Origin of the sequence: Xanthobacter sp., assembly GCF_041911315.1 — a bacterium.
In the GTDB taxonomy this organism is placed as follows: domain Bacteria; phylum Pseudomonadota; class Alphaproteobacteria; order Rhizobiales; family Xanthobacteraceae; genus Xanthobacter; species Xanthobacter aminoxidans.
This window is the reverse complement of the sequence record NZ_JAYRPE010000023.1, coordinates 18,272-42,257: the sequence shown is the minus strand read 5'-3', so window position 1 is coordinate 42,257 and position 23,986 is coordinate 18,272. Positions and strand designations below refer to the sequence as shown.

At 68.7% G+C, this 23,986-nt stretch carries 25 protein-coding genes; 9 read left to right on the top strand and 16 right to left on the bottom strand.

From position 1 onward, the window contains the following. Positions 1-299 (top strand): fructose-bisphosphatase class II (locus tag ACE3QW_RS09575; RefSeq protein ID WP_374251335.1); only part of this gene is annotated, 299 nt, incomplete at its 5' end. Positions 300-625: 326 nt separating this feature from the next. Next, positions 626-1,678 carry an N-acetyl-gamma-glutamyl-phosphate reductase gene (gene argC, locus ACE3QW_RS09570; protein ID WP_374251334.1) on the top strand — a complete coding sequence of 351 codons (1,053 nt, stop codon included), beginning with the start codon at positions 626-628 and terminating at the stop codon, positions 1,676-1,678. Between the two features lie 74 nt (positions 1,679-1,752). Here argC and ACE3QW_RS09565 read toward each other — a convergent pair whose 3' ends face one another. Then, on the bottom strand, positions 1,753-2,109 hold the full coding sequence (locus ACE3QW_RS09565) for a hypothetical protein (RefSeq protein WP_024278489.1): 357 nt from the start codon (positions 2,107-2,109) through the stop codon (positions 1,753-1,755). Positions 2,110-2,140: 31 nt separating this feature from the next. Beyond that, positions 2,141-2,452: a helix-turn-helix transcriptional regulator gene (locus ACE3QW_RS09560; protein WP_169124321.1), complete on the bottom strand. Its 312-nt coding sequence runs from the start codon at positions 2,450-2,452 to the stop codon at positions 2,141-2,143. A gap of 202 nt (positions 2,453-2,654) precedes the next feature. On the opposite strand from ACE3QW_RS09560, the gene ACE3QW_RS09555 reads away from it, so the two are divergent. From ACE3QW_RS09555 to ACE3QW_RS09540, 4 genes are all read left to right on the top strand, one after another. Continuing rightward, positions 2,655-4,046 (top strand): GntP family permease, encoded by a 1,392-nt coding sequence (locus ACE3QW_RS09555; RefSeq protein WP_029558929.1) that lies wholly within the window; start codon positions 2,655-2,657, stop codon positions 4,044-4,046. Between the two features lie 192 nt (positions 4,047-4,238). Then, positions 4,239-5,630 carry a GntP family permease gene (locus tag ACE3QW_RS09550; protein ID WP_374251333.1) on the top strand — a complete coding sequence of 464 codons (1,392 nt, stop codon included), beginning with the start codon at positions 4,239-4,241 and terminating at the stop codon, positions 5,628-5,630. Positions 5,631-5,690: 60 nt separating this feature from the next. Further along, entirely contained in the window at positions 5,691-6,614 is a 924-nt protein-coding gene (locus ACE3QW_RS09545) for a ParA family protein (protein WP_374251332.1), read from the top strand. Next, positions 6,607-7,092: a hypothetical protein gene (locus ACE3QW_RS09540; protein WP_374251331.1), complete on the top strand. Its 486-nt coding sequence runs from the start codon at positions 6,607-6,609 to the stop codon at positions 7,090-7,092. The genes ACE3QW_RS09545 and ACE3QW_RS09540 overlap by 8 nt, the downstream gene beginning before the upstream one ends. Before the next feature lie 9 nt (positions 7,093-7,101). Here the strand turns inward: ACE3QW_RS09540 and ACE3QW_RS09535 are convergent, their stop codons facing one another. Both ACE3QW_RS09535 and recJ read right to left on the bottom strand, forming a co-directional pair. Beyond that, positions 7,102-7,791 carry a YoaK family protein gene (locus ACE3QW_RS09535; protein ID WP_374251330.1) on the bottom strand — a complete coding sequence of 230 codons (690 nt, stop codon included), beginning with the start codon at positions 7,789-7,791 and terminating at the stop codon, positions 7,102-7,104. A gap of 10 nt (positions 7,792-7,801) precedes the next feature. Then, positions 7,802-9,589, bottom strand: a complete 1,788-nt coding sequence (gene recJ, locus ACE3QW_RS09530) for a single-stranded-DNA-specific exonuclease RecJ (protein ID WP_374251329.1) — start codon at positions 9,587-9,589, stop codon at positions 7,802-7,804. A 201-nt stretch (positions 9,590-9,790) separates the two neighbouring features. Between recJ and parE the strand changes: the two genes are divergently transcribed. Together parE and ACE3QW_RS09520 are read left to right on the top strand one after the other, a co-directional pair. Beyond that, positions 9,791-11,860, top strand: a complete 2,070-nt coding sequence (gene parE / locus ACE3QW_RS09525) for a DNA topoisomerase IV subunit B (RefSeq protein WP_374251328.1) — start codon at positions 9,791-9,793, stop codon at positions 11,858-11,860. Positions 11,861-11,962: 102 nt separating this feature from the next. Next, positions 11,963-12,265, top strand: coding sequence for a hypothetical protein (locus tag ACE3QW_RS09520; protein ID WP_156026414.1), 303 nt, complete (start codon positions 11,963-11,965; stop codon positions 12,263-12,265). Between the two features lie 31 nt (positions 12,266-12,296). Here ACE3QW_RS09520 and ACE3QW_RS09515 read toward each other — a convergent pair whose 3' ends face one another. After that, positions 12,297-13,466, bottom strand: a complete 1,170-nt coding sequence (locus tag ACE3QW_RS09515) for an MFS transporter (protein WP_038193657.1) — start codon at positions 13,464-13,466, stop codon at positions 12,297-12,299. Positions 13,467-13,805: 339 nt separating this feature from the next. Between ACE3QW_RS09515 and ACE3QW_RS09510 the strand changes: the two genes are divergently transcribed. Then, complete coding sequence (locus ACE3QW_RS09510) at positions 13,806-15,395, top strand: DEAD/DEAH box helicase (protein WP_374251327.1); 1,590 nt, start codon at positions 13,806-13,808, stop codon at positions 15,393-15,395. Positions 15,396-15,468: 73 nt separating this feature from the next. Here the strand turns inward: ACE3QW_RS09510 and ACE3QW_RS09505 are convergent, their stop codons facing one another. The 11 genes from ACE3QW_RS09505 to ACE3QW_RS09455 all read right to left on the bottom strand — a co-directional run bounded on the left by ACE3QW_RS09505 (position 15,469) and on the right by ACE3QW_RS09455 (position 23,968). Further along, positions 15,469-15,963 (bottom strand): TfoX/Sxy family protein, encoded by a 495-nt coding sequence (locus tag ACE3QW_RS09505; RefSeq protein WP_374251326.1) that lies wholly within the window; start codon positions 15,961-15,963, stop codon positions 15,469-15,471. Positions 15,964-16,013: 50 nt separating this feature from the next. Then, the gene (locus ACE3QW_RS09500; protein WP_374251325.1) at positions 16,014-16,784 is read right to left on the bottom strand and encodes an ATP12 family chaperone protein; all 771 of its coding nucleotides are present in this window, start codon (positions 16,782-16,784) and stop codon (positions 16,014-16,016) included. Between the two features lie 12 nt (positions 16,785-16,796). Continuing rightward, positions 16,797-17,516, bottom strand: a complete 720-nt coding sequence (locus ACE3QW_RS09495; protein ID WP_374251324.1) for an HAD-IA family hydrolase — start codon at positions 17,514-17,516, stop codon at positions 16,797-16,799. Further along, positions 17,513-18,169, bottom strand: coding sequence for a hypothetical protein (locus ACE3QW_RS09490; RefSeq protein WP_374251323.1), 657 nt, complete (start codon positions 18,167-18,169; stop codon positions 17,513-17,515). The genes ACE3QW_RS09495 and ACE3QW_RS09490 overlap by 4 nt, the downstream gene beginning before the upstream one ends. 247 nt (positions 18,170-18,416) lie before the next feature. Continuing rightward, positions 18,417-20,273, bottom strand: a complete 1,857-nt coding sequence (locus tag ACE3QW_RS09485) for a TRAP transporter large permease subunit (protein ID WP_374251336.1) — start codon at positions 20,271-20,273, stop codon at positions 18,417-18,419. A gap of 106 nt (positions 20,274-20,379) precedes the next feature. Continuing rightward, the gene (locus tag ACE3QW_RS09480; protein ID WP_029558944.1) at positions 20,380-21,003 is read right to left on the bottom strand and encodes a TRAP transporter small permease subunit; all 624 of its coding nucleotides are present in this window, start codon (positions 21,001-21,003) and stop codon (positions 20,380-20,382) included. A gap of 167 nt (positions 21,004-21,170) precedes the next feature. Continuing rightward, positions 21,171-21,869, bottom strand: coding sequence for a hypothetical protein (locus tag ACE3QW_RS09475; protein ID WP_374251322.1), 699 nt, complete (start codon positions 21,867-21,869; stop codon positions 21,171-21,173). Continuing rightward, positions 21,866-22,969, bottom strand: a complete 1,104-nt coding sequence (locus tag ACE3QW_RS09470; protein WP_374251321.1) for a pseudouridine synthase — start codon at positions 22,967-22,969, stop codon at positions 21,866-21,868. The genes ACE3QW_RS09475 and ACE3QW_RS09470 overlap by 4 nt, the downstream gene beginning before the upstream one ends. A gap of 88 nt (positions 22,970-23,057) precedes the next feature. Then, positions 23,058-23,453, bottom strand: a complete 396-nt coding sequence (gene crcB / locus ACE3QW_RS09465; protein ID WP_250165575.1) for a fluoride efflux transporter CrcB — start codon at positions 23,451-23,453, stop codon at positions 23,058-23,060. Positions 23,454-23,459: 6 nt separating this feature from the next. Continuing rightward, positions 23,460-23,741, bottom strand: coding sequence for a type II toxin-antitoxin system RelE/ParE family toxin (locus ACE3QW_RS09460; RefSeq protein WP_250165574.1), 282 nt, complete (start codon positions 23,739-23,741; stop codon positions 23,460-23,462). Next, on the bottom strand, positions 23,738-23,968 hold the full coding sequence (locus ACE3QW_RS09455; protein WP_024278468.1) for a hypothetical protein: 231 nt from the start codon (positions 23,966-23,968) through the stop codon (positions 23,738-23,740). The genes ACE3QW_RS09460 and ACE3QW_RS09455 overlap by 4 nt, the downstream gene beginning before the upstream one ends. Positions 23,969-23,986: the final 18 nt, after the last annotated feature.

The following is a 23,986-nucleotide window of genomic DNA, read 5'->3' as shown; positions in this document are numbered from 1 at the left end:
CGCCGCGCAGCACCGGCGGGCAGCTGGAAGGCCGTCTCGTGCCCGCCACCGAGAAGAAGCGCGCCCAGGCCAAGGCGCTGGGCATCACCGACTTCTCCAAGGTCTACAAGCTGGACGAGATGGTGCGCGGCGACTGCCTGTTCGCCGCCACCGGCGTCACGGACGGCGCGCTGCTGAAGGGCGTGCGCTTCGGCCGGGACGTGATCCTCACCGACACCATCGTGATGCGCGCCGCCACCGGCACCGTCCGCCGCATCGCCACCGAGCACCGCGACTTCTCCAAGTTCCGGCTGGCGTGAGCGCACCTTTCTCCCTCTGAGGGAGAAAGGCCTGTGCTGGTTATCGGTGTCATCGCCCGGCTCGTCCGGGCGATCCACCCGTCCGCAGCCTGGATGTACGAAGATCTGCCCCGGTCCAGCCGTGGATTGCCCGGACGAGCCGGGCAATGACGGTCCCGGTTCTCCCCTCTCCCGTGCGGCGGAGGGGTGGCATCGCCAGTTCTTCCACGAAACGTGGAACGGCCATGCGCCCCCCTGTCTTTTCCCTGACGTGTGATTGGGTGTAAGCACCTTGGCCCCGTTCGCCGGCTGCGGCCGGGCGGCGGGAGACCCTTCGGGAGAGCAAGATGTCTGACGCAAAGGCAAGGATCGCGGTATTGGGCGCCTCGGGCTACACCGGCTCCGAGCTGGTGCGCCTGCTGCTGCGCCATCCGCGCGTCGAGATCGTCGCGCTCACCGCGGACCGCAAGGCCGGCCAGTCCATGGCCGACGTGTTCCCCCAGTTCGCGCCCTTCGCGCTGCCCAAGCTCGTGACCATCGACGAGGTGGATTTCACCGCCGTGGACGTGGTGTTCTGCGCGCTGCCGCACGCCACCACCCAATTGGTCATCAAGAAGGTGTTCGATACGGCGCCCAACGTGAAGGTGGTGGACCTTTCCGCCGACTTCCGCCTGTCCGATCCCGGCGCCTATGAGGAATGGTACGGCCATCCCCATCAGGCGCTCGACCTCCAGAAGGAGGCGGCCTACGGCATCGCCGAGATCTATCGCGACGAGATCCGCAAGGCGCGCCTCGTCGCCAATCCCGGCTGCCATTCCTCCACCGCCATCCTGCCCATCGTGCCGCTGCTGGAAGCCGGCGCGCTGGAGCCGGAGAGCATCGTCGTGGATTCCAAGACCGGCATGTCCGGCGCCGGGCGCTCGGCCAAGGAGGCCATGCTGTTCTCCGAGGTGTCAGAGGGCATCCACGCCTATGCGGTTTCCGGCCATCGCCACATGGGCGAGCTGGACCAGGAATTCTCCAAGGCCGCCGGCCGGCCGGTGAAGCCCATGTTCGTGCCGGTGCTCTCGCCCATGAACCGGGGCATCTATGCCACCATCTATGTGCGCACCACCGGCGCCACCGCCGAGGACCTGCACCGCATCCTGACCGATTTCTACAAGGGCGCGGCCTTCGTCCATGTGCTGCCGTTCGGCCAGGTGCCGCAGTCGCGCCATGTGCGCGGGTCCAACATGGTGTTCCTCGGCGTCGTGGCCGACCGCGTGCCCGGCCGGGCCGTCATCATCTCCACGCTGGACAACCTCGTGAAGGGCGCGTCCGGCTCGGCAGTGCAGAACATGAACCTCGTCATGGGCTTCCCCGAGACCGAGGGCCTGGAGCAGATCGCGCTGATGCCGTGATCCCCACCTGACGCGAAAAGGCCGCGCCCTCATCAGGCGCGGCCTTTTTGTATCTGCGATCCCGATCCCGCGGATCAGCCGCGGACCACCTCGACCGGGCCATGGTCGTCGCAATGGCCGCCGTGCGGGTGGTGCAGGTGGCCGTCCACCAGATAGTCGACGTGGTCGCCGTGGGGCACCGCCTCATGGCCGCAGCCGGGGCCGTGGACATGGCCGGGCTCGTGGCCGGCACAGGTGTGGTTGGGGGTGCAGCGGTCGGGATTGGTCTCGCTCACCGCGATGACATGCTCGTCCACATGGTCGCCGTGCATGTGGTGCAGGTGGCCGTCGTGGAGATAGTCCACATGCCCCTCGTGGCGGATGGCGGTGTGGCCGCAGCCGGGGCCGTGCTGGTGGTCGTGGTTCGGGTGGATCTTGCAGGTCCCGGACATGGCTTGCTCCTCGCTTCAACGGTTCTCGGCTTCAATGGTTCTCACAGGCGTGCTCCACCGCGCTCGCCACGAGGGCGAGCACATGGTCGTCCGCCAGGTGATAGAGGATCGACTTCCCCTCGCGCCGCCGCCCGACGAGGCGCGCGGCGTGAAGCACCTTCAGCCGCACCGACACCGTCGAAAGCTTCTCCCCCTGGGCCTCCGCCAGCTCCGTCACCGAAGCCTCGCGACCGGCCAGCAGGATCAGCAGCCGCAGGCGCTGAGGATCGGCCAATGCGGAGAACATCCCCGCCGCCTCATCCACCTGCCGGCCCGTGAGCGAACGCTGCGCGTCGAAACTCATGTGAACACTCTATCAATCGTTGAAGTGTTGAAGTCAAGAGGTACCCGGGACCTTTTCGACTCGGCCCGTGTTTCATCGTGCGCCTTCTGCCGGTTACCGCAAGGTCCGTCGGGTCCCCCATACCAAAGGACAAGCTGTGTCCGGTCGCGGGCCGCACTAGTGTCCGGCCCGATCGCATTCTTACCTCCACCGGATTCGTCCCATGAGCTTTGTCGTCTGCCTTGCGGCGCTCTTCTTCCTGATGCTCGTGGCCTATCGGGGCTTCAGCGTCATCCTGTTCGCCCCCGTCGCCGCCATCGGTGCGGTGCTGCTCACCGATCCGGCCGCGGTGCCGGTCGTCTTTTCCGGACTTTTCATGGAAAAGATGGTGGGCTTCATCAAGCTCTACTTCCCGGTGTTCCTGCTGGGCGCCGTCTTCGGCAAGCTCATCGAGCTGTCGGGCTTTTCCCGCTCCATCGTCGCTTCGGTGGTAAAGCTTCTGGGGCCGGGCCGCGCCATCCTCTCCATCGTGCTGGTGGGCGCCCTGCTGACCTACGGCGGCGTCTCGCTGTTCGTGGTGGTGTTCGCCGTCTATCCCTTCGGCGCGGAAATGTTCCGCCAGGTGGGCATTCCCAAGCGGCTCCTGCCGGCGGTGGTGGCGCTCGGCGCGTTCTCCTTCACCATGGACACGCTGCCCGGCACGCCGCAGATCCAGAACATCATCCCCACCACCTTCTTCCACACCACCGCCTATGCCGCGCCCATCCTGGGCCTCGTCGGAACCGCCTTCATCCTCGCGGTGGGGCTGTCCTACCTCGAGTTCCGCCGCCGCCAGGCGGCGAAGGCCGGCGAGGGCTACGGCACCGGCCACCTCAACGAGGTGGTGGTGGACGAGACCGTGCCGCTCGTCTCCCCGATTCTCGCCTTGCTGCCGCTGGTCGTGGTGGGCATCGCCAACCTGATCTTCGCCCGCCTCATCCCGCAGTGGTTCGGCGCCACCGCGACCGCCACGCTGGTTCCGGGCGCGGCCCCCGTCAGCGTGCCGACCAGCACCTGGGCGGCGATCTGGGCCGTGGAAGCCGCGCTGCTTCTCGGCATTTTCACGGTGGCGGTGTTCGGCTTCAAATCCATCGCCGGCAAATTCTCCACCGGCTCCAAGGATGCCGTGTCGGGCGCGCTGCTCGCGGGCCTCAACACCGCAACCGAGTACGGCTTCGGTGCGGTGATCGCGGCGCTGCCCGGCTTCCTTCTCATCAAGTCGGCGCTGTCGGCCATCCCCAATCCGCTGGTCAACGAGGCCATCACCGTGACCACGCTGGCCGGCATCACCGGCTCGGCCTCGGGTGGCCTGTCCATCGCGCTCGCGGCCATGTCGGAGCAGTTCATCGCCCAGGCCAATGCCGCCGGCATCCCCATGGAGGTGCTGCACCGCGTCGCCTCCATGGCCTCCGGCGGCATGGACACGCTGCCCCACAACGGCGCCGTCATCACCCTGCTCGCCGTGACCGGCCTGAGCCACCGGCAGGCCTATGGCGACATCTTCGCCATCACGCTGGTGAAGACCGCCGCGGTGTTCTTCGTGATCGGCTTCTATTATCTCACCGGCCTCTATTGAGCGGGTGCAGCGTCGCGCACAGATCGCGACGCCGTAGGGGCTGGCAGGGAATGACGCCGACCCGGCGGATGCCGGGGCGGCGGCAAGCCATTGCAGTGCAACAATTCTTATGAATTCCGAAGCTGGTGCTCGGCCGTAGGGCGCATTACTGTCCCGCTTGAGGACTCCCCTACCTGCGCCGGATTGACAGCCATGAGCTTCGTCGTCTGCCTCGCCGCGCTCTTCTTCCTGATGCTCGTGGCCTATCGCGGCTTCAGCGTCATCCTGTTCGCGCCGATCGCCGCCATCGGCGCGGTGCTGCTCACCGATCCGGCCGCGGTGCCGGTGATCTTTTCCGGCCTGTTCATGGAAAAGATGGTGGGCTTCATCAAGCTCTACTTCCCGGTGTTCCTGCTGGGCGCCATCTTCGGCAAGCTCATCGAGCTGGCCGGCTTCTCGCGCTCCATCGTCTCGGCGGTGGTGAACCTGCTAGGGCCGAGGCGGGCCATCGTCTCCATCGTGCTGGTGGGCGCGGTACTTACCTATGGCGGCGTCTCGCTGTTCGTGGTGGTGTTCGCGCTTTATCCGTTCGGCGCGGAGATGTTCCGGCAGGTGGGCATCCCCAAGCGCCTGCTGCCGGCGGTGATTGCGCTCGGCGCCTTCTCCTTCACGGCGGATACGCTGCCCGGCACGCCGCAGCTGCAGAACATCATCCCCACCGCCTTCTTCGGCACGACAGCCTATGCCGCGCCCATCCTCGGCATCGTCGGCTCCATCTTCATCTTCGTGGTGGGCATCTCCTATCTGGAGTTCCGCCGGATGCAGGCCCACCGCGCCGGCGAAGGCTATGGCACCGGCCACCTCAACGAGAGCCTGCCGGACGACGGCGTCCCGCCCGTGCCGCCGCTGCTCGCGGTGCTGCCGCTGGTTGTGGTGGGCCTCGCCAATCTGTTCTTCGCCTGGCACATCCCCGGATGGTTCGGGCCGCAGGCCAGCGCGACGCTTGTGGAGGGCGGCCCGGCGGTGAGCGTTGAGACCCACGTCTGGGCCGGCATCTGGGCGGTGGAAGCGGCGCTGCTGCTCGGCATCCTCACAGTGGTGGCGTTCGGCTACCGGGCCATCGCCGGCCATTTTGCCGGCGGCTCCAAGGAAGCGGTGGGCGGGGCGCTGCTCGCCGGCCTCAACACGGCGACGGAATACGGCTTCGGCGCGGTGATCGCGGCGCTGCCGGGCTTCCTCGTCATCAAGGCTGCGCTCACCTCCATCCCCAATCCCCTCATCAACGAGGCGATCACGGTGACGACGCTGGCCGGCATCACCGGCTCGGCCTCGGGCGGCCTCTCCATCGCGCTGGGGGCCATGGCGCAGCAATTCATCGCCGAGGCGCAGGCCTATGGCATCCCGCTGGAGGTGATGCACCGCGTCGCCTCCATGGCCGCCGGCGGCATGGACACGCTGCCGCACAACGGCGCGGTCATCACCCTCCTCACCGTGACAGGGCTGACGCATCGTCAGTCCTACGGCGACATTTTCGCCGTCACCATCATCAAGACCACCGCCGCCTTCGTCGTGATCGGCTTCTATTATTTGACCGGCCTCTATTGAGCAGGTGCAGCATCGCCTTTAGGTTGCGGCGCAACATGGGCTGCGAGGGGTGGTGCGGACATGGCCGAAGTGGGGGAGGCCGACGCCGGGGGGCGGGTGATCGCTGTCGCCAACATGAAGGGCGGCGTGGGCAAGACCACCACCGTGGTGATGCTGGCGGAAGGCTTTGCGGAGCAGGGCGCGCGGGTGGTGGTGGTCGATCTCGACGCCCAGGCCAACGCCTCCTACTGCTTCGCCCATGACGACGAGCTGCGCGCGATCCTCGACCGCCGCCAGTCGGTGACGTCCTTCCTCGCCGACCGGCTGCTCTATGGCGACCGCACTTCCATCGCCCAGTACATCTCGCCGAGCATCTGCCATGTGATGAAGGCGGGCGAGGAACTGGCCATCGACATGGTGGTGGCGAGCCCCCGCCTGCGCCTGCTGGAGCGCGAGATCGTCCTGCGGCTGGCAGAGAAGAATTACGGGCTGCGCTCGCTGGAGGGCCAGTCCCTGAAGGTGCTCGACGAGGCGCTCGGCTACCTGCGCGCGCATTATGACGTGGTGCTGTTCGACTGCGCGCCGGGCATCTCCGCCTTCACCGAGGTGGCCATCCGCCTCGCCGACATGGTGATCGTGCCGACCATCCCGGACTATCTCTCCACCCTCGGCTTCGACGCCTTCCGCGCCTCGGTGTGGGAGAACGCCCACGTCACGCGCTCCGCCTTGCCCCAGCCGAAGCGCCGGCCGCTGGTGCTGGCGAGCCGGGTGCATGCGCAGAAGATCCAGCACCGCGATACGCTCATCAGCCTCCGGGACGAGGCGGAGGACGCCAATGCGGTCTATGAGATGTTCGACACCGAAGTCCGCAATCAGGCCGCCATCGAGCGGGCCATGGACCCGGAAAACTTTCCCTACGCGCCCTCCTTCGAGCAGAAATGGTACAACGCGGTGGATGCTGTGCGCGATCTGGTGAACGAGACGCGGAGGCGGCTCCATGGCTGAGGCTTCGGATTTCTTCGCTTTGCTCGCGGCCATCGGCGGCAAGGCCGGCCTGTTCCCGGCCGGCGGCAATCTCGCGCGCAAGGCAGTGAACGAGATCGCCCGCGCCCAGCTGGTGGCGGAGGGGACGGACCTTGAGGCTATCCGCGCCATCCGCGCCTTGCTCGGTCCCGCCGCCTTCGCCGAGGCGCTGGATGGTGTGCCGGCGCCCAAGACCAAGGCGCTGCTCTCCCGCGTCGACCCGAACGCCCCTGCCCTCACCCAGCCCGGCGACCGGGTGAAGGCGCTGCTTGCCCTCGCCGATGGCAGCCGCGCCCCGGCCGCCGTGGCCGCGAAGCCGGCGAAGAAGGCGTCTTCGCGCAAGGCGCCAGCTCCGGCGCCCGCCGCCCCCGTAGAGACCGCGCCGGCCGATGGGAAACCCGCGCCGCGCAAGCGCAAGATCACCGGGCGGACGGCGCTGCGGGTGTCGGAAGAGCGCTGAGGCGCAAGGTTACGCCTTGTCCTTCTGCGGCGCCGGGTCCGGCCCCAGCGTGAAGATCTCCGCCACCGCCACGAAGGTGGGCACGAACAGGCACCACATGCCCACCGCGCGATAGAGCAGCGCGGCCGAAAGGCAGCCGAAGAGGAAGGCGGCGAGGTACGCGCTCATCCGGCCGAGACGGGCGCGGGTGGCGGGAATGTTGGTGCCTTCCAGCGGTCGCAAGAGATTGGCGATGTCCACCAGCACCTGCGTGAAGGTGCCCGTCATCACGGTGGAGGGCGGCGAGTCGGTGAGGTGGGTGCGGTGGAGCGCGTTCTGCAGCGCCATGGCCGCCACCAAAGTCATGCCCATCATCACGGCAGCGGGAGCGTCGTGGTCGTAGAAGGGCCCGTTCTGCACCGCCACCAGCGCCGCATGGGCAAGCAGCACGAGCTTTGCCGCCATCAGGATGCGGAAATCATCCCGCCCGCGCCGGGCGAGGAACAGGCTCAGCTCCCGCGCGCACAACACCACGATGGCGAACACCGGCAGCGCCAGGACCTTCGTCAGCGAAGGCGTATCCCCGTGGGCCAGCGAGGCGGCGATGGTCACGAAATTGCCGGTCACATGGGCCGCGAACAGCCCGCCGAGCGCGACGAAGCCCGCCGCATCCACGAAGCCGGCGTTGAAGCAGAGGAGGACGGCGAGCAGGACCTTCACAGCGGCGACCTCATCCGGCCTCGGCCACATCGCGGATGCGCAACGCCACGCGCGTCTCGCCCTGCCAGGTGTCGATGTCGAGGCACCCGGCCACATGCAGATTGCGCCCGCGCCCGGCCAAGAGCGCCCGGCCCAGCGGCTCCTCGGCGCAGCGGAAGGCGGTGGCCTTCAATGTCGTGCCGTCCGGCGAGGAGATGCGGGCGCGCACATGGCCGGCGCCGAAGCTCTCGACATAGCTGATGCGGTGGCCGGGAAAGGCGAACACCGGCTCGGGATTGCCGGCGCCGAACGGGCCGGCGCGGGAAACGGTCTCCACCATGTCCACCGTTGCCCCGCGCGCGGTCAGCGCGCCGTCGATGGAAAGGGTACCCTCGGCGCGGGCGCGCTCCACGTCCGGCGCGAGGCGCTGCTCCAGCTCCGCGCGCAGGGCACCGAGCTGGCGGCGCTCCACCGTGAGGCCGGCCGCCATGGCATGGCCGCCGCCCTTCACCAGAAGCCCGCTCTCCACCGCCCCGCGCACCGCCCGGCCGATGTCCACGCCGGGAATGGAGCGGCCGGAGCCGGTGCCGGTCTCGCCATTGAAGGCGATGGCGAAGGCCGGGCGCTGAAAGCGCTCCTTCAGCCGCGCCGCGACAAGGCCGACGACGCCGGGGTGCCAGCCCTCGCCGCTCACCACCACCACGGCGCCCTCCTCCGAGATGCCGAGCGCCGCCTGCGCCTCGGCCTCTGCGGCGGCGAGGATGGCGCGTTCCACCTCCTGCCGCTCGGCGTTGAGGCGATCCAGCTCGGCGGCGATGCCGCGCGCCTCGGCGGGGTCTTGCGTCAGCAGCAGGCGCGCGCCCAGCGTCGCCTCGCCGATGCGCCCGCCGGCATTGATGCGCGGGCCGATGAGAAAGCCGAGATGGAAGGGCCGGGGCGGCCCGTCGAGCCGCGCCGCGTCCATCAGCGCGGTGAGGCCGATGCGGGTGCGCCGGCGCATGGCGAGGAGCCCCTTCGCCACGAAGGCGCGGTTGAGGCCAATGAGCGGCACCACATCCGCCACCGTCGCCAGCGCCACGATGTCGAGGGCTTCCAGCAGGTCCGGCGCGGGCCGCTCGGCATTGAAATGCCCGCTCTGGCGCAGCGCCCGCACGAGGCCCACCGCGACGACGAAGGCGAGCCCGGCCGCGCAGACATGGCCGAGGCCGGAGAGGTCGTCCTCCCGGTTCGGGTTCACGATGGCGGTGGCGGGCGGCAGGGTCTCCCCCGCCTGATGGTGGTCGATGACCACCACATCCATGCCGAGCCGTTTCGCGGCCTCCAGCGGTTCGAGGGAGGTCGTGCCGCAATCCACCGTCACCAGCAGGGTCACGCCGCGCGCGGCGAGCTGCTCGATGGCCGGCACGTTCGGCCCGTAGCCCTCGAAGATGCGGTCGGGAATGTGGAAGAAGGGATCCAGCCCGCCGGCCTGGAGCACGCCCACCGTGAGGGCGGTGGAGCAGGCGCCGTCCACGTCATAGTCGCCGAACACCGCCACCTGCTCGCCGGTCGTAACCGCGCGGGCGAGGCGCGCCACGGCGGCGGGCATGTCGGTGAGCGTGTCGGGATCGGGCAGCAGGGTGCGGATGGAGGGGTCGAGATAGCGCTCCACCTCGTCCAGCTGCACGTTGCGGGCGGCCAATACGCGGGCCAGAAGCTCGCTGATGCCGAAGCGCTGGGCCATGGCCAGCGCCGTCTGCCCCCCGCGCACGTCCAGCCGCTCCCGCCAGGTGCGGCCGGTGGCGGAGCGGGCGACGTCGAGGAAGAGGCGATTCGGCACGGCGATGTTCACGCGCGCATGAAGCCAGAGGAGAGGCGCGGCGTCGAGCACGGGCCGGGCATGGCTCAATTGTTGCCATTCTGTTCCCCTCGCCCTCCGGCTCTGTCACTATGGGGAAATCAGGGGCCGCGGCGCCGTCCCGATTCGCGCCGGCCCTGCCGTTCTGCTATCTGGCGCCCAAACCTCCGACCTCAGAGACCCATGTCCGACAGCGATAATTCCGACGATCTCTTCGCCGCCCGCCCGCGCGGTGCCAGCAAGTCGCCTGCGCGGGAATCGACCGGCAGGGAGAGCGCGCGCGGCAAGGCCGCCGTCGTGCCCGCCATGGCGGGCGATTATACCGCCGCCCATATCGAGGTGCTGGAAGGGCTGGAGCCGGTGCGGCGCCGCCCGGGCATGTATATCGGCGGCACCGATTCCAAGGCGCTGCACCACCTCTTCGCCGAAGTGGTGGACAATTCGATGGACGAGGCCGTGGCCGGCCACGCCACCTTCATCGAAGTGCAGCTCGGCGCCGACGGCTACCTCACCGTCTCGGACAATGGCCGCGGCATCCCGGTGGAGGAGCACCCCAAGTTTCCTGGCAAGTCGGCGCTGGAGGTCATCATGACCACGCTGCACGCCGGCGGTAAGTTCGACAGCAAGGTCTACGAGACCTCCGGCGGCCTGCACGGCGTCGGCGTCTCGGTGGTCAACGCGCTCTCCGACGACCTGGAGGTGGAGATCGCGCGCAACCAGACCCTCTATCGCCAGAGCTTCTCCAAGGGCGTGCCGCAGGGGCCGCTCAAGGAAGTCGGCCGCATCACCAACCGGCGCGGCACCCGCGTGCGCTTCCATCCCGATCCGGAAATCTTCGGCGCCGGCGCGCATTTCGAGCCGGCCCGCGTGTTCCGCATGGCCCGCTCCAAGGCGTACCTGTTCGGCGGCGTGGAAATCCGCTGGTCGTGCGATCCCGAGCTGCTGAAGGCCGGCGAGAACATCCCGGAGAAGACGGTCTTCCGCTTCCCCGGCGGCCTGAAGGACTATCTGGCGGCGGACCTCGAAGGCAACACGCTGGTCCACCCGGACATCTTCTCCGGCCGCATCCAGAAGACCGGCGGCCACGGCTCGGTGGAATGGGCGGTGGCGTGGGTGGCGGATGCCGACGGCAGCATCTCCTCCTACTGCAACACCATCCCCACCCCCGACGGCGGCACCCATGAGAACGGCCTCAAGGCGGTTCTGCTCAAGGGCCTGAAGGACTATTCGGAGCGCGCCGGACAGGGCAAGCGCGGCTCCGTCATCACCGGCGACGACGTGATCACCGGCTGCGCCGCCATGCTCTCCGTGTTCGTGCGCGAGCCGGAATTCCAGGGCCAGACCAAGGACCGCCTCGCCACCGCCGAGGCCGCCCGCATCGTCGAGCAGGCGCTGCGCGACCCGTTCGACCACTGGCTCGCGGCCAATCCGGTGCAGGCCTCGCGTCTGCTCGACCATGTGATCGACCGCGCCGAGGAGCGGCTGCGCCGCAAGCAGGAGAAGGAGGTCTCCCGCAAGACCGCCGTGCGCAAGCTGCGCCTGCCCGGCAAGCTCGCCGACTGCTCCAACACCGAGGCGGCCGGCTCCGAGATCTTCATCGTCGAGGGCGACTCGGCCGGTGGCTCGGCCAAGCAGGCGCGGGACCGCAAGACGCAGGCCGTGCTGCCTTTGCGCGGCAAGATCCTCAACGTCGCCAACGCCACCCGCGACAAGCTCGCCGCCAACCAGCAGCTCGCCGATCTCGGCCAGGCGCTGGGCTGCGGCACGCTCGCCCACTACCGCGAGACGGACCTTCGCTACGAGAAGGTCATCATCATGACCGACGCCGACGTGGACGGGGCGCACATCGCCTCCCTCCTCGTCACCTATTTCTTCCGCCAGATGCCGAAGCTGATCGAGGAGGGCCACCTCTTCCTCGCCGTGCCGCCGCTCTACCGCATCACGCAGGGGGCCAAGACCCTCTATGCGCGCGACGACGCCCACCGCGAGCGGCTGCTGAAGAAGGAATTCAACGGCAAGGGCAAGGTGGACGTCGGCCGCTTCAAGGGCCTCGGCGAGATGATGCCGGCGCAGCTCAAGGAAACCACCATGGACCCGAAGACGCGCACCCTTCAGCGCGTCTCCGTGGAGGACGCCGAGCGCGCCGCCACCGTGGATCTCGTGGAGCGTCTCATGGGCAACAAGCCCGAAGCCCGCTTCGCCTTCATCTCCGAGCGCGCCGCCTTCGCCGGCGAGGAGATGCTGGACATCTGAGCCGGCGGGGGCGCCGGGCGATTAACGCCGCCATCGCGGCACCGGAGGGGGAAGATCATGGGGGACGGGAAGAACGTACCGCGCGCGGGGCGCGGCGTGCGGATGACTCTGGCTACTGGCCTTGCGCTTGCGACGCTGCTGCCGGGGGCGGCGCGGGCGCAGTCGTTCGGCAATGACGAGCAGTCCTGCGTCTCTTATGGCTATTGGGCGGTGTCCGTCATCTATCTGGCGGCGAGCCAGGGCTGCGACTGGAGGCGCGCCAACGAATTGATCGACCCCATGCGCCACACCAAATGGTGCATGGGCCAGTCGGCGCAATCCATGTCCAGGGCGCCGCAGGTCCACCGCAACGGCGTCACCGCCCGCTGCGCCAAGCAGGGCGCGTCGGTGAGGATCAACATCTGACGGGAGCCGCCGCCCTCACGAGGTCCGCATCTCAAAGCGTCTCGGGGGGTGAAATCTGGCCCCGCCTCGGCTGGAGCAGCCCGGCGGGGCCGGCGAGCAGCAGCATGCCGATGCCGGCGGTGATGAACATGGCCACCACCCCGGCAAAACCCGCCGCCTGCGTCAGCCCCAGCGCGCCCAACGCCTGGCCGATGAAGAAGGAGGAGGCGAACAGCGCCAGCGCCGATCCGCGCGCCTCGGGAGCCAGTTCCGTGGCGAGGATCTGCAGCACGTTGTGGATCATGTAGAAGGCGAAGCCCGCCCCGGCGAAGATCGCCGCCATGAGCACCAGCCCATGGGCGCGGGTGGCGAGAATGAGCAGCACGCCCACCCCCGCCGCGCCCCAGCGCACCATGCCGCTGAGGCCGAGATAGCGCACCAGCAGCGGCACGGCGAAGGTATAGACGGCGCCGCCGATGGCGAAGGCCGCGAGCGCGATGCCGGCCTCCTTGGCGTTGCCGATGCCCTGATGGACCATCAGCGGCGCCACCAGCGGAAACACGCCGAAGCTCAGCGCCCCCTCGATCGCGACCACGCCGTAGACCTTGATGGACAACGGATTGCGCAGCACCAGCCCATAGCGGGCGATGGAGGCGGCGAAGGACAATGGCTTGCGCTCGCCCTCCTCCGTCAGGCCGAAGGTGGTGGCGAGCGCCGCCAGCGCCGCGACGGCGAGGGCGCACCAGAACACCTCGCGCCACCCCACCAGCTCGGCGATGAAGCCGGCCAGCGCCGAACCGGAGAGCTGGCCCAGCACCAAAGCGAGCAGCACGCGGCTGAGGGCCAGAGGCCGGCGTTCGAACGGCACCCGGTCGCCCACCGTCGCCAGCACCACCGGAATGATGCCGCCGGCGAAGGCGCCGCAGAAGACGCGGGAGGCGAGCAGCATCTCGTGGCTGGTCGCCGTGGCCGAGACCACGAGGCCGATGGAGAGCATGGCGAGGTTCACGCGGATGAGCCGCACCTTGCCCACCGCATCGCCGATGGGGCCGAACACCAGCTGCATCAGCGCATAGGGAAAGGTGAAGGCGCTGGCGAGCATCGCCACCTGCTGCAACGTCACCTGAAGCTCGCTCGCCAGGATGTTCAGCATGGGATCGACGACGCGCATGGAAAACGCGCTCGCGAACGCCGCGAGGCCGAGGACGAGGAGGAAAGGCATGGGATCCGGAACGGCGACAGGAATGCCATCCGTGCGGCGTCGGCCGGATCGGGTCAACCCGACGAGACCGCATGGGTGCAGCGCACACTCATTCGCCGCGCGCATGGCGACTGCCCGCAAAGCGTGCATTTCCGCGCCACCGCCGGAAGAACGGCGCTTTATGCCCTCCGAATCGGCGAGACCGGGCGGAAAACATTGACACGGCGCATCATTTTCTTATGTTGCTATGCGTCGTCCGAGATATGTCGAATCCAAGCGCGCCGACCGACGACCACTCGTCTGACCCCGTACGGCACGGGACGTTCGATCAGCGGCGCGCCGCCGCATCCAAAAGATGCAATGTCATTTTCCGAGCTCGGCCTGAGCGATAAGGTTCTCGCGGCTGTCGCCGATACTGGCTACACGACCCCGACCCCCATCCAGGCCCAGGCCATCCCCCATGTTCTCGCGCGCCGGGATGTTCTCGGCCTCGCGCAGACAGGTACCGGCAAGACCGCCGCCTTCACGCTCCCCATGCTGACGCTGCTGGAGCAGGGCCGCGCCCGTGCCCGCATGCCGCGCACTCTCATCCTGGAACCCACCCGCGAGCTCGCGGCCCAGGTGGAAGAGAATTTCACGCGCTACGGCAAGTATAGCAAGCTCAACGTCGCCCTGCTCATTGGCGGCGTTTCCTTCGGCGACCAGGACACCAAGCTCGTTCGCGGCGTGGATGTGCTGATCGCCACCCCCGGCCGCCTGCTCGACCATGTGGAGCGCGGCCGCCTGCTCCTCTCCGGCATCGAAGTGCTCGTCATCGACGAGGCCGACCGCATGCTGGACATGGGCTTCATCCCGGACATCGAGCGCATCTGCAAGCTCGTGCCCTTCACCCGCCAGACGCTGTTCTTCTCGGCCACCATGCCGCCGGAGATCCAGCGCCTCGTCTCGCAATTCCTCTCCAACCCGGTTCGGGTGGAGGTCTCCAAGCCCGCGTCCACCGCTACCACGGTGACGCAGGAACTGGTCGCCTCCGGCCGCGAGGACTACGAGAAGCGCGACGTCCTGCGGGAGCTGATCCGAGGCTGCGAGAATTTGCAGAACGGCATCATCTTCTGCAACCGCAAGCGCGACGTGGCGGTGCTCCACCGCTCGCTGCAGAAGCACGGCTTCAATGCCGTCGCCCTGCACGGCGATATGGACCAGCACGCCCGCATCAAGGCGCTGGACGAGTTCCGCAACGGCGAGGCGACACTGCTGGTTGCCTCCGACGTGGCCGCACGCGGCCTCGACATTCCGGCGGTGAGCCACGTCTTCAACTATGACGTGCCGCACCACGCCGAGGATTACGTCCACCGCATCGGCCGCACCGGCCGCGCCGGCCGCGCCGGCACGGCCTACACCATGGTCACGCACCTCGATGCCAAGTCCCTCTCGGCCATCGAGAAGCTGATCGGCAATCCGATCCCCTGGCATGGCGCGCCCCTGGGCGACGCCCCGCCGGCCTCCGAGCGCCGCGGGCGCGAGGATGGCCGTCTGCGCGGCAAGCGCCGCATGGACAAGGAGCCCCGCGAGGGCCGTGGTGATCGCGAAGGTCGCGGCGAGCGCGAGCCGCGCCGTGAGCGCGAGCCCCGGGCCGAAGGTGCGGAGCGTGCCGAGCGTCAGCCGCGGGCTGAACGGGCGGAGCGTCCCGAACGCGCCGATCGTCCCGAGCGCACGGAGCGTCCCGAGCGCACCGAACGTCCCGAGCGTCAGGAGCGGGAACGCGCCGCGCGTCCGGAACGGAGTGCCGAGCGTGGCGACCGCCCCGAGCGCAACCGCCGTCCCGCCCGCGAGGATGCTGCCGAGGCACGTCCCCCGCGCCGCGAGCGGGCGCCCGCCAACGAGCCGGCGGACATGTCCCACCTCCCCGCCTTCCTTCTGCGCCCCGTGCGTGTGAAGGCCGGCGCGTGATGGCAGGCTGAAGTCTGCGCCGACCTCCGGGCCGGCGCATCCTGTCAAATGTTCTGATGGATCAGCGCGCCGCTCAATCTTGGGCCGGCGCGCTTTTCTTTTTGGCGGCAGGCTTCTTCGCGGCCGCTCCGCCTGCCGGCTTCGGCTTTTTCGCAGACGCTCCGCCTGTCGGCTTCGCTTTGTTCGAAGACGCCCGGCCTGCCGGCTTCGCTTTGTTCGAAGACGCCCGGCCTGCCGGCCGGGCTTTGGCCTCGCTGGCCGCGTGCGCGACGAAGAGGGCGCGGCGGGCGAGGGCCGCGAGGTCGTCGGCATCGTCGAGTGCTGCCTCGGGCACCGACCAGTAGCCGCCCATGGTGCGCACGACGCCCTTGGCCTCGTAGCTGAAGGGGACCGAGCCCCGCCCCTTCAGATCCTCGGCGAGTGCCGCATCGGCCTTGAGGTAGAAGGCCTCACCCGCCCACAAGGCGAACATCAGCCCGTCCGCATAGAGCCCGGCCCCGCCGAACATGCGCTTCACCGCCACCGGGCCGAAGGCAGCGAAGAGATCGGCAATCGCGTCCTCGTCCATTCCCCCTCCCCGTTGCTTCGCTCAAACGCCGCGCGGGCTTGAAGGGCGGCTCAGCCCAGCGCCAGCACCTGCGCCGCCGCGTCCATCTCGGTGCGGCGGGCGGCGCGGCGGGCGGTGGCGAGTTCGTCCTCGCCCCATTGCTCGCGGTTGAAATCCTCGTCCACATGGGCCGCCGTCCACGCCGCGTCGGCGGAGAGCGCGCCCTCGGCCACCGCAAGGGCGAGGAGGGCCGAGCCGGTGAGCGTGGTGATGGAATGCACGGCCGCGAGGCGCAGCGGATCGGCCGGCACCAGCGCCCGCACCTTCGCCAGCGCCTCTTCCGGCTGCTTTACATGGGTGATGCCCTCGGCGAGGAAGAAGCGCGCGCCGTGGGTGGCGCCCATCCAGTCCAGCACGACATCCCAGTGCTTCGCCTGCCGGTCCAGCAGCTTCTGCGGGCCGTCGGCGCGATAGAACAACATGTCGGTGCCGGCGTAGTTCACCACCTCGTCCGCCACCGCCTGCGCCTCCGGCGTCACCCGGTCGAGGGCGACGTTGACGAGCCGAGTAAGTGGCATGCTGAAGGGGTCGATCTCGGTCTGCTGGGCCGCCCATTCGGCCGCCATGGCTTCCGCCAGCGCGCGGGTCGGCGCCTTCAGCAGGCCGCGCGCCGGGGTGCGCACCGGGCGGCCGTCGAGGAGGATGGTGAAACCGCCCTCCCCCTCGCCCACGCTGACTTCCTTGTAGAAGCGCTTGGGCAGAGGCGCCTTCTGGGCGGCGCGGGCGCGGGCGACGGGATCGCCCGGATCGCCGCTCTCCACATCTTCCAGGAACTCACGCATCTCGAGCTGTCCTCAGATCACGACGCGGCGGCGGGCCAGAAGCTCCGCGATGGCGTCGGGCACCTCGCGGAAATGCCGGACGATGCGGTCGGCGCCCGCCCGCTCCAGCGCCGGCGTCTCATGATAGCCCCAGGCGACGCCGAGCGCCGAGGCCCCGGCCTGCAGGGCCATGGAGATGTCGTAGGTGGTATCGCCGATCACCACCGTGTCCTCCGGCCGCGCACCAACCTCGCCCATGGCCTGGAACACCATGGCCGGATGGGGCTTGGACGGCGCATCGTCGGCGGTCTGGATGGTGGAGAACCAGCCTTCCATGCCCTGCACGGAGAGGATGCGGTTCACCCCCCGCCGCGACTTGCCGGTGACGATGCCGAGCACCACGTCCTCGCGCTGGCGCAGCCCCTCCAGCACCTCGCGGGCGCCGTCGAACATGGGCTCGGGGGCATCGGCATTCAGCATGCGGTTGAAGGCGACCTTGTAGGCATCGACCATCGCCTGAATGGGATAGGACGCATCCCCCTGCGACAGCACGGCGAACGCCTGCGGCAGCGAGAGCCCCACCACCGAGAGCAGCTTCTCCCGGTCGGGCACCGGCACGCCGTAGGCGGCGTGAACATCGTTCATGGCCGAGACGATCAGGTGCTGGCTGTCCACCAGCGTGCCGTCGCAATCGAACAGCACCAGCTTCAGGCCGGCGGCGGGGGAAGGATCGGTGTCGCCTGCTGCGCTCATTTCTGCGTCATCTGCTGGGTGGCGATATCATAAACCCATGTGGTGCCGGACGGATCGACGAAAAACACCTGCCGGAAGCCGCGCTGCTCGCACTGCTTGGGGAAGGGGCCGCCGACGATCAGCTCGGCCGCCTCCTTTGCCGGGAAGTTGAACTTGATGGTGAGGAGCGTCGCGTCGTTGCCGCCGGCCGTCACCGTGAGGTCGAGGCCGTTCTGGGCGAAGCTGTCCTGCTTGCTCTTGGCGAAGGCCCGGCGCGCGGCGGCATCCGCCGCCGGAGCCGCGACGGGGGTGTTCACCGTGGGCAGCGGCAGGGAGGCTTCCTGTCCCGGCGCGGCCGCGGGCGGCTCGGTCGGGCTCGGTGCAGCGGCCTGCGCCGGAGGCTGGGCGGGCGCAGGCTGTTGCGGAGCGGGGGTCGCGGGAGCGGGAGCCGTGGCCTGAACCTGCGGCTGCGCATCGGGCGTCTCGCCCGGCTCGGCCGACATGACCCACCAGACGAGGCCGCCCGAGATCAGCGCCACCACGGTGCCGCCCAGGCCCACGAGGAAGGGCATCACATAGCTCGTATGGAGCTTGCGGCCGCAGAAGGGGCAATGGGCCTCCTCGGGATAGACCTGCGCCCCGCAGCCGGGACAGAAGTCGGGCCTCGGGTTCATCGCAATCACCTCCGCACGCTCGGCCGAGTCCGTTTCGGTCGCCTGGCTGCGCCACGCTGGCGGTCGCCCCGGCCGGTCCAGCACCTTGATCGATCGATGGGCCCTGGGTCCCGCGGCGCGCCGCGAATCGCAAGGCCTCCCCCGTCACCACGAATGCACGACGGGGCGGAGGAACTGAAGCCCTCCACCCCGTCATCTCCATTCCGAATGCGCCCTTAGGAGGGCAAGGCCAGCCCGCCGGCGCCCGCTATTTCCCGAAGCCGAGGTCGAGGGGGGGCGGCGGCGCGGCATCGAGGCCCGGCGAAAGGTTCTCGAACTGCTGCTGGATCTGCTTCTGGTCCAGCTGGATGCCGCCGCTCTTGTAGTGGGTCACCATGCCCGGGAAGATCAGGATGAGCGCCACCATGATGAGCTGGATGAACACGAACGGCACCGCGCCCCAGTAGATCTGGCCCGTGGTCACGGGCTGCATCATCTTGCCCGTCACCCGGTCCACATAGGGCACCTTGGCCGCCACCGAGCGCAGGAAGAACAGGGCGAAGCCGAACGGCGGATGCATGAACGAGGTCTGCATGTTCACCGCCAGCATCACGCCGAACCAGATGAGGTCGATGCCCATCTTGTCCGCCGCAGGCCCCAGCAGCGGGATGATGATGAAGGCCAGCTCGAAATAATCGAGGAAGAAGGCCAGCACGAACACCAGCGCGTTCACCGCGATGAGGAAGCCGGTCTGCCCGCCGGGCAGCGACACCAGCAGCTCCTCCACCCACTTGTGCCCGTCCACACCGTAGAAGGTGAGCGAGAACACGCGGGCGCCGAGCAGGATGAACAGCACGAAGGCGGAAAGCTTGGCGGTGGAATAGGTCGCCTGCCGCAGCAGGTCGAACTTCAGCCGGCCGCGGGCGAAGGCGAGGATGACCGCGCCGAGCGAGCCCATGGCGCCGCCCTCCGTCGGCGTCGCGACGCCGATGAAGATGGTGCCGAGCACGAGGAAGATGAGCGCCAGCGGCGGCACCATCACGAACACCACCTGCTCGGCGAGCTTGGACATCAGCTTCAGTCGGAACAGGCGGTTGATGACCGCCACCACGAAGGCGATGCCCACCGTGGCCGACATGGTGAGCACCACATAGTCCGCGCCGAACTTCACATGGCTGCGCTCCATCAGCACGATGCCGCCGGCGATGGAGAAGGCGAGCGCGATGAAGAGGGACGGCGTCAGCAGCTTCGCCGTGCCCGACATGACGAAATAGAGCAGCACGAACGCCACGACGCCCCACACCGCCACGTTGGCGACGCCGGGAATGGCGCCGGCCGTGAGGCCCGGCAGGGAGCCCGTGGCGATGAGATAGGCGAAGCCCGCCGCCGCCACCGCACCGAGAATGCGCGAGGGCATCATCTTCTGCTCGGGGTCGCGCAGGGTCTGCGCCTCCAGCGGCAGGCCGGGCGCGGCGCTCGGGAAGATCGAGGAAACGATGAAGATGTAGACCGCGTAGAGGCCGGCGAGCAGCAGGCCGGGCACGAACGCGCCCTCGTACATGTCGCCCACCGAGCGGTTCAGCTGGTCGGCCATGACGATGAGCACGAGGGAGGGCGGGATGATCTGCGCCAGCGTGCCAGACGCCGCGATGACGCCGGAGGCGACACGCCGGTCGTAGCCGTAGCGCAGCATGATGGGCAGCGAGATGAGGCCCATGGAGATCACCGAGGCCGCCACCACACCGGTGGTCGCCGCGAGCAGCGCGCCGACGAAGATCACCGCATAGGCGAGGCCGCCGCGGATGGAGCCGAACACCTGGCCGATGGTGTCGAGCAGGTCCTCGGCCATGCCGGAGCGCTCGAGGATGAGGCCCATGAAGGTGAAGAAGGGCACCGCGAGGAGCACTTCGTTGTTCATGGTGCCGTAGACGCGCTCGGGCAGCGCCTGCAGGAACTTGGGCTCGAACAGGCCGAGCCAGATGCCGATGAGGCCGAAGATGAGGCCGTTGGCCGCCAGCGAGAAGGCCACCGGGTAGCCGAGCAGCAGGAACAGCACCAGCGCGCCGAACATGATCGGCGCCATGTTGTGGATGAACCAGCCGCGGAAGCCAGGCTCCGCCGCCATCGCCACGTCGGGCAGGGCGATGAGCAGGACGGCAAGGAGCGCGACGGCGAGCGCGGCGAGGGGGCGGCGCTTCAGGAGCGTGCGGACGAAGGACATGAACGCGCTCCTACTTCTTGACCGCGGAGACGCCGGGCGCCCCATCGGGAAGTTCGGCCTCGGCCAGCAGGCGCTCGGCCTCCGCCGCAAGGGCCGCATGGCTGCCACCCGCGCCCTCGTGGGGGTCCTCCATCTTTCCGGTGAAGATGGCGACGCGCTTGATGAGCTCCGAGATGCCCTGGAGCGTCAGGAAGAAGAAGCCCACCGGCACCAGCAGCTTCGCCGGCCACTGGGGCAGGCCGCCGGCGTTCAGCGACTGCTCGTTGATCTCGAAGGAGGCGAGGAAGAAGGGCCAGGAGGTCCACAGCAACAGGATCGAGAACGGCAGCAGGAAGAAGATGTGGCCGAAGATGTCGATGCCGTCGCGGGTGCGCTTGGGCAGCCGGGAATTCACGATGTCGATGCGGATGTGCTCGTTGTCGATGAGCGTCCATGACGCGCACAGCAGGAACACCGCGGCGAACAGCACCCATTGCAGCTCCAGCCACGAATTGGAGCTCATGTCGAACAGCTTGCGGATGATCGCATTGAGCGCCGACACAAGGATGGACAGGAGGATCAGCCACGCGGCGGCCTTGCCGATGCGGGTGTTGACGGCATCGATCCCCCGCGAGAGGGCGAGAAGGGCTGTCATCGAGATCAATTCCCTCGGGCGCGGCCGGAGATGGCTCCGGACTGCTTCTTCTTTGGCCTTCAGGCCTTGGCGCGCACCATAGGGGAAGATGACGTGACTTCAAGCCGGAGGCGGTTACCAGACTGCCGAATGCGGCAAGGGTCCGACCAAAGTCGAAGACGCCGGCTTCAGCGCGGCGCGGGCGCATCCGGCCAGGGCGGCGGACCGGGCAAAAGCTGCCCTTGCGTGAAGCGGGCGGTGGCCCGATCCCACTCCAGCACCCGGCCGGTTCCCGCGACGGGGCTGGGCGCCACGCACCACACCGCAAGGTCGGTGCCCTGGCGCGGCAGCAGCGTGATGGCCCGGCCGAGGCCCTCGAACGCGGCCGTGCTCTCCTCCACCTCCTGCGGCTCGGTGCGGCAGAGGCTTTGGTCCTGCGACGGCATCACCGCGTCCGTGACCAGATTCCACCGCCCGGACGCATGGGAATAGAAGCGCACCCGCCCGCCGAACGGCACTCCGCCACGCAGCGCGCGCTCGCTGAGGCCGAGCAGCGGAAATCCCTCCCGGTCGAACCACACGGCGACTTCCGTAACGAAGTGCGCCGCCCCGTCCCCATCGCCCCGGTCGTCGATGCGCAGATATCCGTGCGGAACATCGAGGGTGAGCGTCACCCGCGCCCGCGGCCCGTAGAGGCGGCCGCCCGAGGCCGTGGCGCCGGCGCCCTCCCCGCTGATCTCATAATCGGGAAAGCCGGTGGCCTGGGCGATCTGGAGATCGCGGAACCAGTAGAGCACGCCGTCCCGCCCGGCCCCTGTACCGCCCGCCGCCGCCGGCGCGACGGCCAATGCCGCCGCAACAAGCCACCCAAGGGCGGCGCGCCTCATCCCTCGGGCGCTTCCAGGATCGGATCGTACTGGGAGGCGTCGAAGCCGAGCACGGCGAAGGTCTGCGCCATGTGCTGCGGCAGCGGCGCGGACACGTCGATCACCCCCTGCCCGCGCGGATGCGGAATGACGAGGCGTCGTGCCAACAGGTGCAGGCGGTTCTGCAGGCCGCCGGGCAATTCCCAGTTCTCGATGTCGAAATACTTGGGGTCGCCGAGGATGGGGTGGTGGATGTGGGCGAGATGGGCGCGCAGCTGGTGAGTACGGCCCGTCACCGGCTTCAGCGACAGCCAGCTCATCTTCTGCGCGGCCTGGTCCACCACGGCGTAATAGGTGATGGCGTGGCTCGCCTCGTCCTCGCCATGGCGGGCGACGCGCATCTTCTCCTCGTCCTCGTCGCGGGCGAGATAGGTGGAGATGCGCCCCTGCCGGGGCTTCGGCACGCCCGGCACCACGGCCCAATAGACCTTGCGCGCCTCGCGCGAGCGGAAGCTCTTGGCCAGCACCGAGGCGGCGAGCCGCGACTTGGCGATGAGCAGGCAGCCGGAGGTGTCCTTGTCGATGCGGTGGACGAGGCGCGGCTTCTGCCCGTCCCTGTCCTTCAGCGCCTCCAGAAGCCCGTCCACATGGCGATAGGTGCCGGAGCCGCCCTGCACCGCAAGGCCGAAGGGCTTGTTCAGCACCATCACGTCCTTGTCCTCGAACAGGGTGATGGATTTGATGAAGGCCCGGTCCTCCTCCAGCTTGCGCACGGCGGGGTCTTTGGACGCGCGGGGCTTTGCCGGTGGATTGGCGGACGGATTGGCGCCAGTCTCGGCGGAGGCCGCGCGGGCGCCCTCCTTGCCAGCCTCGCCGCGCGCTCCCTTCGCCGCGGCGGGCGCCGCCTCGGGCTCTTCCATGCCGAGCGGGGGGATGCGCACGCTCTGGCCGGGCTCGACGCGGGAAGAGGTCTTCACCCGGCCGCCGTCCACCCGCACCTGCCCGGTGCGCACCAGCTTCTGCAGGTGCCCGAAGGAGAGGTCCGGATAATGCACCTTGAACCAGCGGTCGAGGCGCATGCCCGCCTCGTCCTCGGCCACGGTTCTGGTCACGACAGCCATATTCGACCTAGTCCTCGCGCAAACCCTTTGATGCCGCAGCAATAGAGCTTTCGCTGCGCCGTGGCCACCTCCGGCGAAAATATCCCGATCACGTCAGGCTGCGCACCAGCATGATGCCGGCCCAGACGCCGCCGAAGCCGAGCAGCACCGAGCCGAGGGCATAGGCCAGCGCCATCCCCAGCTCGCCCCGCTCGGCGAGATAGAGGAAGTCCAGCGAGAAGGTGGAGAAGGTGGTGTAGCCGCCCAGAACCCCGGTGGTGAGGAAGAGCCGCACCGGCTGTGTCCATCCTTCCCCGTCCTTGAACGCGAGATAGCCCGCCATCAGCCCCATGATAAGGCTGCCCGACACGTTGATGAGGAAGGTGGCGAAGGGAAAGCCCGTCCCCAGCAGCCGCGGCACCGCCATGTTCACGAAATGCCGGATGGTGCCGCCGAGACCGGCGCCGAGGAAGACGATGAGGGCGGGGGGCAAAGAGAACGCCATGGAAGGTCAGGCCTTTCGGTCTCGGGCGGTATGTATGATGGCGATGATCTCGACGTCTCCCGTCGGGAGCACGCGATAGGTCACGACATATCGCGTGCCGGGAATCGCTGTCGCGCGCACCCCCGTCCGCGAGGTCGGATGCCCCGAATAGGGGAAAGCGGAGAGTCGCTCGAAGGTCGTCAGGAAATGCCGTGCGGCGCCGGCCGCTGCCACGGGGCTCTGCGCGCGCAGATAGGCATCGATCTGCTGGATGTTCCGGCGGGCCGTTTCGCGCAGACGAAAGCTCACGCGCCGAGCCCACGCAGAAAGCGCCGCGCCTCCTCCTCTTCAAGGACGGGCTCCCCGTCCTCCAGCGCGCGGCGGACCTCCTCCTCCTGCTCGGGGGTGAGGACGTAGACATCGCCTTCCGCAGCGCCGGCCTCGATCACATGGAGGAATTCGCGGGCGAGCGCGTCCTGCTCCGCCTCGGGCAGGGCTTCGAGCTTCTCGATGAGTTCGCGCATCAGCCGGGTCATGATGGTCTTCGTCGGTGC

Coding starts and splice junctions, on each gene's coding strand:
- ACE3QW_RS09505 (WP_374251326.1), bottom strand. CDS start 15,963: ATGGACGAGGACGCGATTGCCGATCTCTTCGCTGCCTTCGGCCCGGTG.
- ACE3QW_RS09545 (WP_374251332.1), top strand. CDS start 5,691: ATGGCCGAAGTGGGGGAGGCCGACGCCGGGGGGCGGGTGATCGCTGTC.
- parE (WP_374251328.1), top strand. CDS start 9,791: ATGTCCGACAGCGATAATTCCGACGATCTCTTCGCCGCCCGCCCGCGC.
- ACE3QW_RS09540 (WP_374251331.1), top strand. CDS start 6,607: ATGGCTGAGGCTTCGGATTTCTTCGCTTTGCTCGCGGCCATCGGCGGC.
- ACE3QW_RS09480 (WP_029558944.1), bottom strand. CDS start 21,003: ATGACAGCCCTTCTCGCCCTCTCGCGGGGGATCGATGCCGTCAACACC.
- ACE3QW_RS09490 (WP_374251323.1), bottom strand. CDS start 18,169: ATGAACCCGAGGCCCGACTTCTGTCCCGGCTGCGGGGCGCAGGTCTAT.
- ACE3QW_RS09475 (WP_374251322.1), bottom strand. CDS start 21,869: ATGAGGCGCGCCGCCCTTGGGTGGCTTGTTGCGGCGGCATTGGCCGTC.
- ACE3QW_RS09515 (WP_038193657.1), bottom strand. CDS start 13,466: ATGCCTTTCCTCCTCGTCCTCGGCCTCGCGGCGTTCGCGAGCGCGTTT.
- ACE3QW_RS09550 (WP_374251333.1), top strand. CDS start 4,239: ATGAGCTTCGTCGTCTGCCTCGCCGCGCTCTTCTTCCTGATGCTCGTG.
- argC (WP_374251334.1), top strand. CDS start 626: ATGTCTGACGCAAAGGCAAGGATCGCGGTATTGGGCGCCTCGGGCTAC.
- crcB (WP_250165575.1), bottom strand. CDS start 23,453: ATGGCGTTCTCTTTGCCCCCCGCCCTCATCGTCTTCCTCGGCGCCGGT.
- ACE3QW_RS09510 (WP_374251327.1), top strand. CDS start 13,806: ATGTCATTTTCCGAGCTCGGCCTGAGCGATAAGGTTCTCGCGGCTGTC.
- ACE3QW_RS09500 (WP_374251325.1), bottom strand. CDS start 16,784: ATGCGTGAGTTCCTGGAAGATGTGGAGAGCGGCGATCCGGGCGATCCC.
- ACE3QW_RS09495 (WP_374251324.1), bottom strand. CDS start 17,516: ATGAGCGCAGCAGGCGACACCGATCCTTCCCCCGCCGCCGGCCTGAAG.
- ACE3QW_RS09555 (WP_029558929.1), top strand. CDS start 2,655: ATGAGCTTTGTCGTCTGCCTTGCGGCGCTCTTCTTCCTGATGCTCGTG.
- ACE3QW_RS09520 (WP_156026414.1), top strand. CDS start 11,963: ATGACTCTGGCTACTGGCCTTGCGCTTGCGACGCTGCTGCCGGGGGCG.
- ACE3QW_RS09565 (WP_024278489.1), bottom strand. CDS start 2,109: ATGTCCGGGACCTGCAAGATCCACCCGAACCACGACCACCAGCACGGC.
- ACE3QW_RS09560 (WP_169124321.1), bottom strand. CDS start 2,452: ATGAGTTTCGACGCGCAGCGTTCGCTCACGGGCCGGCAGGTGGATGAG.
- ACE3QW_RS09470 (WP_374251321.1), bottom strand. CDS start 22,969: ATGGCTGTCGTGACCAGAACCGTGGCCGAGGACGAGGCGGGCATGCGC.
- ACE3QW_RS09485 (WP_374251336.1), bottom strand. CDS start 20,273: ATGGCGGCGGAGCCTGGCTTCCGCGGCTGGTTCATCCACAACATGGCG.
- ACE3QW_RS09455 (WP_024278468.1), bottom strand. CDS start 23,968: ATGACCCGGCTGATGCGCGAACTCATCGAGAAGCTCGAAGCCCTGCCC.